This is a genomic window from Rhodoferax sp. P2_H8_2, assembly GCF_056403235.1.
Genome location: NZ_JBFUFW010000003.1, coordinates 470,780 through 483,294, shown reverse-complemented (window position 1 = coordinate 483,294; position 12,515 = coordinate 470,780). Strand labels below are relative to the sequence as shown.

Annotated in this window: 8 protein-coding genes; 6 read left to right on the top strand and 2 right to left on the bottom strand. The window is 63.3% G+C overall.

Translation table 11 applies throughout. The features are described 5' to 3' along the window. Positions 1 to 444: a hypothetical protein gene (locus tag AC1DV6_RS07880; protein WP_477976807.1), complete on the top strand. Its 444-nt coding sequence runs from the start codon at positions 1 to 3 to the stop codon at positions 442 to 444. Here AC1DV6_RS07880 and AC1DV6_RS07875 read toward each other — a convergent pair. Further along, positions 421 to 1,341, bottom strand: coding sequence for a LysR family transcriptional regulator (locus tag AC1DV6_RS07875; protein WP_477976805.1), 921 nt, complete (start codon positions 1,339 to 1,341; stop codon positions 421 to 423). The two genes, AC1DV6_RS07880 and AC1DV6_RS07875, sit on opposite strands and share 24 nt — an antisense overlap. Before the next feature lie 357 nt (positions 1,342 to 1,698). On the opposite strand from AC1DV6_RS07875, the gene aptA reads away from it, so the two are divergent. Further along, positions 1,699 to 3,066 carry an omega-aminotransferase AptA gene (gene aptA / locus AC1DV6_RS07870; protein ID WP_477976803.1) on the top strand — a complete coding sequence of 456 codons (1,368 nt, stop codon included), beginning with the start codon at positions 1,699 to 1,701 and terminating at the stop codon, positions 3,064 to 3,066. A gap of 89 nt (positions 3,067 to 3,155) precedes the next feature. Further along, positions 3,156 to 4,676, top strand: a complete 1,521-nt coding sequence (locus tag AC1DV6_RS07865; protein WP_477976801.1) for a CoA-acylating methylmalonate-semialdehyde dehydrogenase — start codon at positions 3,156 to 3,158, stop codon at positions 4,674 to 4,676. A 6-nt stretch (positions 4,677 to 4,682) separates the two neighbouring features. Here AC1DV6_RS07865 and AC1DV6_RS07860 read toward each other — a convergent pair whose 3' ends face one another. Continuing rightward, entirely contained in the window at positions 4,683 to 5,420 is a 738-nt protein-coding gene (locus AC1DV6_RS07860; RefSeq protein WP_477976799.1) for a hypothetical protein, read from the bottom strand. Between the two features lie 89 nt (positions 5,421 to 5,509). Here AC1DV6_RS07860 and AC1DV6_RS07855 point away from each other — a divergent pair, with 89 nt between their 5' ends. Genes AC1DV6_RS07855 through AC1DV6_RS07845 form a run of 3 tightly spaced genes read left to right on the top strand, consistent with a single transcriptional unit; the run spans position 5,510 to position 12,381 of the window. Continuing rightward, complete coding sequence (locus AC1DV6_RS07855; RefSeq protein ID WP_477976797.1) at positions 5,510 to 6,682, top strand: GGDEF domain-containing protein; 1,173 nt, start codon at positions 5,510 to 5,512, stop codon at positions 6,680 to 6,682. A gap of 21 nt (positions 6,683 to 6,703) precedes the next feature. Beyond that, positions 6,704 to 8,515: an autotransporter assembly complex protein TamA gene (locus AC1DV6_RS07850; protein WP_477976795.1), complete on the top strand. Its 1,812-nt coding sequence runs from the start codon at positions 6,704 to 6,706 to the stop codon at positions 8,513 to 8,515. Beyond that, on the top strand, positions 8,515 to 12,381 hold the full coding sequence (locus AC1DV6_RS07845; RefSeq protein WP_477976793.1) for a translocation/assembly module TamB domain-containing protein: 3,867 nt from the start codon (positions 8,515 to 8,517) through the stop codon (positions 12,379 to 12,381). The genes AC1DV6_RS07850 and AC1DV6_RS07845 overlap by 1 nt, the downstream gene beginning before the upstream one ends. The last annotated feature ends 134 nt before the right edge of the window (positions 12,382 to 12,515 follow it).

Here is a 12,515-nt window from a genome sequence, read left to right as displayed (position 1 = left end):
ATGACTGACGACCTACACCTGTCCCTCGTGCCCTCCAACCCGGATGGGGCGCTCTTACACAACGCTCTGCAAAAGACCGTGTCCAAGCCAGCGCTGCCGGAAGGCTTTCGCGCACGGGTGCTGACTGAAGTGCTCGGTGATGAGCTGCAGCGCGTCGAAGCGCGCCGCCTCGCGCTAGAACTGGAACATGCACGAGCCATGCAGCAATTGCGCCGCGGCCATGTGCTGTTGCAGCGTGACACGCTGGCGCTGATCACCGTCAGCGCGTTTGCCGCTGGCACCTGTGCCAGTCTGGCGGTGCCGTGGCTGCGCGACACTTTCGGTTTGGACAGCGCGCTCACCGTGCCGATGATTGCACTCGTTATTGGCGTCACCACCGGCGCCAATGTCTGGGTCGAGCGGTTTGGCAAGCCCAAATGGTTATTTGGCGTGGGCTCGCACTAGACATTCCAGCAACTTGCGCGTGGCCCGCGCGGCCTGCGGCGAGCGGCGACTGATCGCGAGGAACGCGCAGTCGTAACGAAACAGTTTGGGTTTGACCGCGCGCATCTGCCCGGTGCGTACAAAGCTCTCGGCATAGTGGTCAGGCAAGAAGCCCAGAAATTTGCCCGACAGGATCAGCGTCGCAATCGATTCCTGGTCAAAGCCCGTCGCACCCCGTGGCAAGCGTTCGCGCTGACTGATTTCCATATTGGGCGAGTGGTAGCCCAGCCCCGCAAACTGGTGTGCGCGCAAGTCGCTCCACGCCAGTGACTGTGTGTCTGCCGCAAACAGCGGATGCGTGGCAGCGCAGTACAGCAGCATGGTTTCGTCAAACAACGGGGTGTACTCCAGCAGCTCCGAACTGCGGTGGCCCGGGATGATGCCGATCTGAAATTGCCCGTCCAGTACGCCGCGCTCGATGGCGGTGAGCGTGGCAACGTGCAGGTTCAGCGCGACATCGGGCGCCTCGTCGGCAAACAACGCAATCGCCTGCGCGATGCGCGACGCCGGGTTGCTGGCCGTCTTGTCAAACACCGCGACATGCAAGGCTCCGCCCATGCGCTGGTGGATCTCGTCCACACTGCTACGAAAGGCGTCGGTTGCGGCTAGCAGTTGCGTGGTCTGTTGGTAAATCTTTTCACCTTCCGGCGTCAGCGCGAACCCTGCGCGACCGCGGCGGCACAGCGTCAGCCCCAAGCGGGTTTCCAGGTCCTTGATATGGCGGCTGACCGTAGAGGTGCCAATGTTCAGCTCCAGCTCTGCTGCTGCCATGCCGCCGCAGTCAACCACGGCACGGAAAACGCGCAGCAGGCGCAAGTCAATGTCGCTTAACTGGCCCAGGACTGCGCGTTGTTTCATCGGCAACCTCCTTGGTGAGCGCACCGCGGAAGGGATAGGGGGCGGGGCCTCATGGTGTGCCTAAGGCCACACAAATCGGCCCCACCCCCTATCCCTTCCGCGGTGGTCTTGTGGTGTTCGGTCGACCAGCCAGCCAACGCCCCTTCTCGCCGGGGTGTGGAGTGTCGGGAGCCGATTTGTGTGGCCTTAGGCACACCATGAGGCCCCCGGCATTCCCCACCTCGGCAGGACACCCAGCTTGAACGGAGAAATGACAGACTGATAACTTGCATAAACCAGCAACTAAATAGCGATATTTGTAACTTTATAAGAGTAACAGAGCAGCACACAATCCGCTATTAGTCCAAGGAGCACACCATGAAACTGAACGACACAACCAACGGCGAACCCATCACCACGACCTCGGCACCAACCCAAGACCGCGCCGCGCTGGAGTCGCACTGGATGCCGTTCACGGCGAATCGCGAGTTCAAGGCCGCGCCACGGATGATCGTCAGTGCCGAGGGTGCCTATTACAAGGACAGCGACGGGCGCAAAATCTTTGACGGTCTGTCGGGACTATGGTGCACGGGCCTGGGCCATGGCCGCAAGGAAATTACCGAGGCAGTCAGCCGCCAGATTGGCACGTTGGATTACTCGCCGGGCTTTCAGTATGGCCACCCACTGTCATTCGAGCTGGCGAATCGCATCCGTGATCTGACGCCCGAAGGGCTGGACTATGTGTTCTTCACCGGCTCAGGTTCCGAGTCCGCCGACACCTCACTGAAGATGGCGCGTGCTTACTGGCGCGCCAAGGGTCAGGGCAGCAAGACGCGCCTGATCGGCCGCGAGAAGGGTTACCACGGCGTCAACTTTGGTGGCATCTCGGTCGGTGGCATGGTTGGCAATCGCAAGACGTTTGGCCAGGGCATTGAGGCCGATCACCTGTCGCACACCCAGCTCGCGCAAAACGTGTTCACGCGCGGCCTGCCCGCCACTGGCGCCGAGTTGGCGGACGATTTGCTCAAGCAGATTGCGCTACACGACGCATCGAACATCGCCGCGGTGATCGTCGAGCCTATGGCCGGTTCTGGCGGCGTGGTCGTGCCACCCGTCGGCTACCTGCAACGCCTGCGCGAAATCTGCACAGCGAACAACATCCTGCTGATATTTGATGAGGTGATCACCGGCTTTGGCCGTATGGGCGCGTACACCGGCGCGGCTGCGTTTGGCGTCACGCCCGACATCCTGAACGCCGCGAAACAGATCACCAACGGCGCGCAGCCGCTGGGTTGCGTGGTCGCAACCAAAGAAATTTACGACACCTTCATGGCCGCGGGCGGTCCGGACTACATGCTGGAGTTTCCGCACGGCTACACCTACTCCGCGCACCCGGTGGCCTGCGCCGCCGGTATCGCTGCGCTGGACATTCTGGTGCGCGACAACATGGTGGAGCGCGTCAACGCGCTGTCGCCGTACTTTGAGAAAGCCGTGCACGGCCTCAAGGGTGCGAAGCACGTGACCGACATCCGCAACTACGGCCTCGCAGCGGGCTTCACGATTGCGGCAGTGCCCGGCGAGCCGGCGAAGCGCCCGCACGATATCGCGATGAAGTGTCTGGAAAAAGGTTTCTATGTGCGCTACGGCGGCGACTGCATTGCGCTGGCACCTCCGTTCATCTCCACCGAAGCCGAAATCGACAGCCTGGTCAGCGCGCTGGGCGATGCGATGAACGCGACGGACTGATTTTCGCCCCCACGGATTGCTATTGATTTCATAGCTGCTTACGCACGTTCTGCGTGCATCAGCGGCACTTTTTACTTGTAAAGAACACCATGTCCCCCAATCCTCCCACAAGCCTCCCCACCGTAGGCCATCTGATATCCGGCAAGTCCGTCCAGGGCGGCAGCCGCACCCAACCGGTCTACAACCCCGCGACCGGTGCGATCACCAAGACGCTGCTGCTGGCCGACAAGCTCACCGTGGAGCAAGCCATTGCCTCCGCGCAAGCCGCGTTCCCGGCCTGGCGCAACACGCCACCGCTGAAGCGCGCGCGGGTGATGGGTAATCTGAAAGTCTTGCTGGAAAAACACGCCGACGAAATCTGCGCGTTGATCACCGCTGAACACGGCAAGGTGCTCTCCGACGCCGCGGGCGAGTTGCAGCGCGGCATTGAGAACGTCGAATACGCGAGCTACGCACCCGAGCTGCTGAAGGGCGAACACAGCAAGAACGTAGGCCCAGCCATCGACTCCTGGAGCGAGTTCCAGGCGCTGGGTGTCACGGCTGGTATTACCCCATTCAACTTCCCGGCGATGGTGCCGCTGTGGATGTGGCCTATGGCCGTGGCCTGTGGAAATACCTTTGTGCTGAAACCCTCCGAGCGCGACCCCAGCTCCACGTTGCGCATTGCCGAGCTGGCGCTGGAAGCGGGCTTGCCGCCTGGCGTGCTGAACGTCGTCAACGGCGACAAGGAAGCCGTGGACACGCTGCTGACCGACCCGCGCGTCAAAGCAGTGAGTTTTGTCGGCTCTACGCCCATTGCCGAATACATCTATACCGAAGGCTGCAAGCACGGCAAGCGCGTACAGGCGCTGGGCGGCGCGAAGAACCACGCGGTGGTGATGCCCGATGCCGACATTGGCAACGCGGTGAATGCGCTGATGGGCGCGGCCTACGGATCATGTGGCGAACGCTGCATGGCGATTCCGCTGGTGGTCGCGATTGGTGACCAAACCGCAGACGCAGTCGTCGCGGCCTTGAAGATTGAAATCGCCAAGATGCAGGTAGGCCCCGGTACCGACGCGAAGAGCGACATGGGCCCGCTGGTCACCAAGCCGCATTTCGAAAAAGTCAAAGGCTATGTAGACCAGGGCGTGAAAGAAGGCGCCACACTGGTGGTCGACGGCCGCGGCGTCAAGGTCGCTGGCCATGAAGAAGGCTACTTCCTCGGCCCTTGCCTGTTTGACAACGTCAAACCCGGCATGGTGATCTACCAGGAAGAAATTTTTGGCCCGGTGCTGGGCGTGATGCGTGTGAAGACCTTGCAGGAAGCGATGGACCTGATCGACGCGCACGAGTACGGCAACGGCACCTGCATCTTCACCCGCGACGGCGAGGCCGCGCGCTATTTCACCGACAACATTCTGGTCGGTATGGTGGGCGTCAACGTGCCGCTGCCGGTGCCTGTGGCCTACCACTCGTTTGGCGGCTGGAAGCGTTCGCTGTTTGGCGACCTGCATGCCTACGGCCCGGACGCCGTGCGCTTCTATACCAAGCGGAAAACCATCACACAGCGCTGGCCGTCGGCCGGTGTGCGCGAAGGCACGGTGTTCAGCTTCCCAAGCAGCCGCTGATAGCGGTCAGTACAGGTACTGCAACCGCAACGACAGCATTTCGCCCGGCTGTCCGCCGTAGACGCTGCCTTTGAGAAAGGCGAGCTGGTAGTCAATCGCCTTGCGGTTCCCCAGATCCCAGCTACCTGCGACCACGGGGCCCCAGCGGTGCGACTGCTTACCAGACTCAGCAAAGCGGTTCCAGGTCCCGAGCTCGCCAAACCCCTGCAGGCCGACATGCAGCAGTTGGGCGAAGCGGTACTTGGCCTGCCACTGGTATTTCAGTTTGGGTGGCGCGTTGTTGCCCGGTGTCAGCGATTTTTCGAAAATCAGATTGGTGTTGAGTTGCGTGCGGCCGACGTCGGTCTGAAACACCGGGCCAATTTCCAACGCGTCGTCTTGCTGCCCCTGCTGGCCGATGACCAGGTTGCTGTGCAGCGCCACGTCGAAGTCGTATTGGCCCTGCGTCAGCAGGTAGTCGTTTTGCCAGTTCAGTGTGCTGGGTTGGGAACCCGAAAAACTCGGGCCGATGTAGCTGGTGAACAGTTCGGTGTACCAGCGCTTGGTCACGCCATAGCCGATACCGATTTCGGGCCAGACAATTTCCGCTTGACCATCGAGCTTGATGGTCCAGTAGCGGTAGTCGATGTGGGTTCTGCCTTCGTCTTCATAGACACTCACCAGGTAGTAGCCGGGGTCTGCATGCGCAGGAAGCGCCCACAGCACCAACGCAGCGGCGAGCATGGAGATTTTTGCATAGCGCATGGAGCCAGCATATACCCTCAGTTTGAGCCATACAACTGTGGGATCGGACACAGACAGTTCATGGGCGTCTGCTAAAGTTGTTCGCACACATGACCATGAATTTCAGGGAGCTGCACCGGCAGCTAAAGCTCTGGCAGGCGGAAAACACCAACGTGGCCGAAGCCGCGTATGCCGCCAACTTGCGTCGCATGCGCATGCTGCTGCCGGTGGTGGCGCTGATCAATCTGGTCCACGTACTGGTGTTTCTGGTGCAATGGTCTGGCGCCGAAGCAGACAGCGACATCCGCCGCTGGGCGCTGCGACTGACGCTGACGCACACCGTGATGGGCTGCACGATGGGCGCACTGGCCTGGGCCGCGCACCACCTGCGCTTCGCCAACCGCGGACCGGGTGGCCGGAATCTCTCGCTGGCAGTCGCTGCGATGGCGATGGCCTTTCTGGTGGCGATGGTGACCATCGACCAACGCATCACCCCCAACATCACGCCTTTCCTCACGGCCTGTTTCGTCATAGGCGTGGCCCTGTATCTGCGTCCCGCGGTATCGGTCTGGCTGTATGCGGGCAGCATCCTGCTCTTTTGCATTGCCATTGGCATCACGCAGGACAGCGCAGCACAACTATTGTCCAACCGGCTCAATGGCATCAGCGCAGGCGTGATGGGCTGGGCACTGTCGGCGCTGTTGTGGCGCAAGTTCACGATGATCGAACTGCAGCAAATGCAATTGGGCAAAGTGCATGCGGAATTGCAGCAAAAGCAGCGTGAGCTGGAGCGCCTCACGCGGCTGGACGGCCTGACCGGCCTGTTCAACCGCAACACCTTCACCGAGCTGACGCGCGCCGAGCTGGCGCGGGCGCAGCGCCAGGGCAGTGCCACCAGCCTGTTGCTGCTGGATCTGGATTTTTTTAAGCGCGTCAACGACACCTGGGGACACCCTGCTGGCGATGCGGTGCTGCGCCATGTCGCCGCGCTGGCAGCCAACACCGTGCGCAGCACCGATCTGGTGGGCCGTCTAGGCGGCGAAGAGTTCATCGTGCTGCTGCCTGCGACCTCCATGGATACCGCGCGGCGCGTGGCCGAGAAGTTGCGCCAGCGGCTGGAAAAGTCGCCTGTGCAGTGGGAGAACACCATGATCCCGGTGACCGCCAGCTTCGGTTTGGCGGGTACGACCGCGGTTGAGAAGCGCGACTTTGAGAGTCTCTACACCGATGCTGACAAGGCGCTTTACCTGGCCAAACAACGTGGACGCAATCAGGTTGTGTAGGCGCACGCCACAATACGTGCCATGAAAGCCATTCTGGCTGCGCTGTTCGCAGGCTCTTTCCTGCTGCCTGCGATGGCCCAGCCCGCTCCCTCCGACACGATCAGCCCGATTGGCAGCTCCGCCAAACGGGATGGCGCCTTCACGCTTGCGATTGATGCACCTGACGACATACGCGAGGTGCTGGAGCGCCATCTGGACGTGCTGCGCTACCGCGATCTGGATGACCTCAGCGATAGCGAGCTGGCGCGCCTGATGCTGGCGGCCGAGCAGGATGCGCGCGAACTGGTCGCCACCATGGGCTACTTCTCGCCCAACATCACGGTGGAGCCCCCGGTTTCCCCCAGCGGCGCCGTGTCACGCAAACTCAAGCTCAGTGTGGTGCCGGGCGACGCAACCGAGGTCAGCGATGTGGACATCATCTTCGTCGGCCCCATCCTCAGTGACAGCGGCACTGCGGCGCAGCGCTTGCGCATCATCCGCGACTGGCCTCTGGAAGCGGGCATGCGTTTCAGCCAGACCCGATGGACGGATGCCAAAAAACAAGCGCTGCTGCAACTCACCGCACAGAGCTACCCCACCGCGCAACTCACGGAGTCGCAGGCCGATGTGGACCCTGTCACGCGCCGTGCACGCCTCTCCATCACGCTGGATTCGGGGCCACATTACCGGCTCGGGCCGTTGGTGATCAGCGGACTGAACCACTTTGACGCGGATTTGGTGCGCCGTCTGACACGTCTGGCGCCCGGAGACTACGACCAGACTCTGCTGGTCGCAGCGCAGCGGCGCCTGACCGACAGCGGTTACTTTGACTCGGCCTTCATCAGCATCGACACCACCGGCGACCCGGCTGCGGCGCCAGTGCTGGTGCAGGTGCGTGAGGCCAAGCTGCAAAAGCTGGTGTTGGGTGTGGGTTACAGCACCGATACAGGCGCACGCCTGTCGATCGAACACACGCACCACAAAATCCCGTATCTGGACTGGCGGGGTGTCAACAAGCTGGTGCTGGCGCGCGACCTCAGTTCGCTGACATCCGAGTTCACCTCGCACCCGAACGACGACAACTGGCGCTGGTCGGTGGGCACAGAGATCGCACAGCAATCCTTGGGCAGCTTTTTGGTGCACGGCCAAAGCGTGCGCGTGGGCCGCAGCCGCAACACGGAACCATTGGACAACGCCTACTACCTCGAATACGACCGTGCCGATGCCGCGACCAGCGACGCAAGCGCGCAAGCCGTTGTGGAGGCGCTGACCGCCAATTACGCGTTCACCGTGCGGCGGTTTGACCACCCCCTCTTCCCCAATGCGGGCTGGGGCCTGGGGTTGGCGCTGGGTGCCGGTACCACCGTGGGTACACAGACCAGCCCCTACAGCCGGTTGCTGGCGCGTGGCTTGGGCTACCTGCCTCTTTCGAGCAGCAGCGGGCGCGTCGCCGTGCGTGCGCAAGCCGGGGCCGTGCTGGCGGAACCTTCTGCAGAGCTGCCCAGTACCCAGCTGTTTTTCCTGGGTGGTGACAACAGCGTGCGCGGCTATGGCTACCAGGACCTTGGCGTGCCATTGCCAGACGGGCAAGTCACCGGCGGCCGTTACATGGCGGTGGGCAGTGTGGAGTGGCAGCGACCGATCCGCATTGGGGGCCGCCCATCGGATTGGGAAAGCACGCTGTTTCTGGACGTGGGCTCGGTCGCTAACAACTCCACGGAGTTGCGCCCCCGCTACGGCGTAGGCGCAGGCGCTCGCTGGAAGAGCCCGGTAGGCCCATTGCAGATCGACGTGGCCTATGGCGTCGACGTGCAACGCTTCCGTCTGCACATGAACGTGGGTTTCAGTTTCTGATGCGGGCGCTGCGCGCTGCGGTATGGATCCTCGTCGCCCCACTGGTGACGGGAGCCGTCGTGCTGGCCGGGCTGTGGTTCTGGAGCAGCGCCAACAGTTCGCTGGCGACTTCATTGGCTGTGCTGGAGCAATGGCTGCCCGCCGGACAAACCCTGCAGACCCGCAATGTGCAGGGCTCGGTGCAAGGCGGTGGCACGGTCGAGTGGCTGCGCTGGCAGCAAGGCGAGCTGAGTGTGGAGGTGCATGACCTGCAGGTGCACTGGTCTTTGCGCCATCTGCTCGATGGTGTTGCACACGTCGACAAGCTCGCCGCGCGACTGGTGCACATTGAAGACCGCCGAGCCGCGACACCCGGCCCCAGCACCCCACTCACCAGCCTGGTGCTACCCATCAAGGTAGACACCCATGTCTCCATCGCCACGCTGGAGTGGCAAGGCACAACCACACTGACCGCCACCGATCTGGCAGGTCACTATGTTTTTGATAGTACCTCACACGCACTGGACGGGGCTCGTGGCCGCATTTCCTCTGGGAGCTACCAATTCAACGCGACCTTGCAAGCCCAGGCACCCATGGCTCTGACAGCCCAAGTGCAGGGCACTGTGCAAACCACGCTGCCCGGCCACAAGACACCTTGGGAGATTCCGGCACAGGCAAGCGTGAGCGGCACACTGGCTGGAGCCGACGCGACGCTGGACTTGCAAGCGGCCTTGAGCCCGCCCAGCGGCCAAACCATGCAAGCCAAGCTGACAGCCCGCGTGCAGCCGTGGCAAGCGCAGCCCGTGGTGCAAGCCCACGCCACCTGGCAAGGGCTGGACCTGGCGGCGGTATGGCCCCAGGCTCCACAGGCACGGCTGAGCGGCGAGGCGTCGGTCACGCCCGCAGGCAACGGATGGAAAGCCACTGTCAAAGTCAGCAATGCGCAAAGCGGGCCGTGGGACCAACACCGCCTGCCGCTGGAGCGCCTGGACGCACAACTGGACTATGCCCAAGGCCAATGGGCGATACGGTCGCTGCAGGCCAGCGGTGCTGGTGGTCGCCTGGAGGCGCAAGGCCAGGTCAGCGCAAGCAACCCGAGCGCAGGCTGGCAAGGCCAGGCCAAGCTGCTGGGCGTGAACACCGCCGCGCTGGATTCGCGCCTGGCCAGCACCGTACTGGATGGCCAGCTCACAGCGCAGCAAAGCGACGCCGGTATCGCATTCAAGGCCGAGCTGACAGGCGTGGTCGCGCGCCAAACGCAGCCCGCGACAGCGGGCGGCACGGGCATCCGCCTGCAACGGCTCGTCACCAGCGGCCTCTGGAAAGCACCGCTGCTGAAGATCGACAGTCTCAAGGTAGAAACCGATGACGCGAAACTCGATGGGCAGTACAGCGTGCAGATTACCGACTACAACACCAGCGGCGAATTGGCGCTGAGCCTGCCCGGTGCGACCGCCAGTGCCAAAGGCCAACTCAGCAGCACGCAGGGCGATGGCAAAGTGCAAATCCAGGTGACCGATGCGGCGCTGCTGAAGCGCTGGCTGACGCGCTTGCCCGGTACGCCGAGCCATCTGGCTGCACAGCAAATCAAAGGCGCGGCCACGCTGGAAGGCCACTGGCACGGCGGTTGGCAAAACAAAGGGCAGTCGCTGGAAATTCAGGCCGCTGGGCGCGTGCCGCAGTTGGAATGGTCGGCTGGCGGCACACCGGCAAACAAAACCGCTCCCGCACCATGGCGCTTACGCGATGGTCAGCTGGATATGTCAGGCACGCTCGCCGCGCTGACCGTGAAAACGCAAGGGCAAATGGAGCGCGACACCCAGCGCCTGAACCTGCAAGCCAGCGCGGTGCTCAGCCAAGTCAACGACAGCACCTGGCGCGCGCAATTGGACTCGCTGCTCGCTACAGCCCAGGACAGCCGCCGCGCGGGCGTCTGGGCGCTGGCGTTGGCAGAGCGCGTGACCTGGATGTACCAGCAGACCGCCACCAGCCGCAGCCTGGAGGGCACCGCAGGTACGCTGCGCCTGACCGGCCCCAACCCCGGTACCGCCTTGCTGAATTGGCAAAGCGCGCGCTGGTCGCAGACGGGCACTGCATCAGGCCCACCGAGCCAGCTTCGAACGCAATGGAACACGCAGGGCAGCCTGACCGATTTGCCTGTGGGTTGGCTCGAAGCCTTCAGCCCCACGCCGCTGGCCGAATTGGGTCTGCGCGGGAATGTGGTTCTGGGCGGCCAGTGGGAGATCCAGAACAACGGCGCATTGCAGGTGCGCGCACACCTGGAGCGCACCGCGGGCGACCTGCAACTGCTGGGCGAAGGTGATGCCACCGCGCTCTTGAGCGCCGGTTTGCGTGTGGCGCGCCTGGAGGTGTCCAACGACGGCGACCAGCTCAGTGGCAAGCTGCGCTGGGAGAGCGAACGCGCCGGCCAATTGCAAGCCGACTTCAGCACGCGTCTGCAGCGCATCGACGAAAGCTGGGGCTGGCCCACTGACGCTCCGTTGACCGGTCAGCTCAAGGCCCAGCTGCCGCGGGTCGGTGTCTGGTCGGTGCTGGCACCGCCAGGTTGGCGCATGCGCGGCACACTGGATGCAGACGCCACGCTGTCAGGCACACGGCTGCATCCGCAGTGGCGGGGCCGTTTGAGTGCCACCGATCTGGCGCTGCGCTCGGTGGTGGACGGTATCGACTTCAGCGGCGGCACACTGCGTACGCGTCTGGAGGGCGAACGGCTGGATATTGAAGAGTTCACGCTGCAGGGCGCCGGTGGCAACACAGGCGGCCTGCTATCGGCCACTGGCTTTGTGCAATGGGCCACGCCAGACGCGGCCGCAGGTAAGGAGGTTCCCTTTGTGGAGCGCTTGCGCATGGAGATGGACGCCACAGCCAAAGCGCTGCGGGTCAGTGCGCGCAGCGACCGGCGGCTGGTGTTGTCTGGCAACCTGTCGGCACGTCTGGCGGCTGCCAAGCTGGCGATTCGCGGCACCCTCAAGGCGGACCAGGCGCTGTTTGTGATGCCAGAAGACAGCACGCCGCGGTTGGGCGATGACGTCGTGGTGCGCAAGCCCGCGCCAGTCACCCCAGTAGTAGCAGCACCACGTGTGGTCAACGCCGCGCCTGCCAACGCGGTGCAGATCCAGCCCGACCTGGTCATCACGCTGGAGCTGGGAGATGACTTCAGGGTACGCGGCAGCGGCCTCAGTACATTGCTGGAAGGCAGCGTGGAACTGCGCAACGCGGGCCGCACGCTGGCGCCGCGATTGAGCGGCACGATACGCACCGCCCAAGGCACCTACAAGGCCTACGGCCAGCAACTCGATATCGAAGAAGGCGTGCTGCGCTTCACCGGCCCGTACGACAACCCGTCGCTCGACATTCTGGCGATCCGCCCGAACCTGACACAGCGCGTTGGCGTGCAGATCAGTGGCACAGCCCTGTTGCCAGTGATACGCCTGTACGCAGACCCTGACTTGCCGGAATCTGAAAAACTGTCCTGGCTGATCCTGGGCCGCTCAGGGGCCAATGGCGGGGCCGAGTCGGCGATGCTGCAGCAGGCCGCGCTGGCGCTCTTGGGTAACAAGGCCGGGGCCACCGGAGGCATCGCCGACGTGTTTGGTCTGGATGAAATTTCGGTCCGCGGCGCAGCAGACGCAGACACCTTGCCCAGCTCAACCTCCGGCACCAGCACGGCGGGCACCGCCACCGGGGCCACCGTCACTTTAGGCAAGCGCATATCGCGCGATTTCTATGTGGCTTACGAGCGCAGTTTGGCCAGTACGGTGGGCACGCTTTCCATCTTTTACGACCTGTCACGGCGCTTCACGTTGCGCGGGCAGACGGGTGAGCAAAGCGCTATCGATCTGATTTTCACTTTGCGGTACGAGTAGGTTCTGTCTTCACAACTACCTTGGATGCTGCACGCCAGCTACGCTTCGTCTCGCTGGGGTGGGGAGTGTCGGGAGCCGATTTGTGTGGCCTTAGGCACACCATGAGGCCCCCGGCACTCCCCACTCCGGCAGGC

Coding starts and splice junctions, on each gene's coding strand:
- AC1DV6_RS07880 (WP_477976807.1), top strand. CDS start 1: ATGACTGACGACCTACACCTGTCCCTCGTGCCCTCCAACCCGGATGGG.
- AC1DV6_RS07875 (WP_477976805.1), bottom strand. CDS start 1,341: ATGAAACAACGCGCAGTCCTGGGCCAGTTAAGCGACATTGACTTGCGC.
- aptA (WP_477976803.1), top strand. CDS start 1,699: ATGAAACTGAACGACACAACCAACGGCGAACCCATCACCACGACCTCG.
- AC1DV6_RS07865 (WP_477976801.1), top strand. CDS start 3,156: ATGTCCCCCAATCCTCCCACAAGCCTCCCCACCGTAGGCCATCTGATA.
- AC1DV6_RS07860 (WP_477976799.1), bottom strand. CDS start 5,420: ATGCGCTATGCAAAAATCTCCATGCTCGCCGCTGCGTTGGTGCTGTGG.
- AC1DV6_RS07855 (WP_477976797.1), top strand. CDS start 5,510: ATGACCATGAATTTCAGGGAGCTGCACCGGCAGCTAAAGCTCTGGCAG.
- AC1DV6_RS07850 (WP_477976795.1), top strand. CDS start 6,704: ATGAAAGCCATTCTGGCTGCGCTGTTCGCAGGCTCTTTCCTGCTGCCT.
- AC1DV6_RS07845 (WP_477976793.1), top strand. CDS start 8,515: ATGCGGGCGCTGCGCGCTGCGGTATGGATCCTCGTCGCCCCACTGGTG.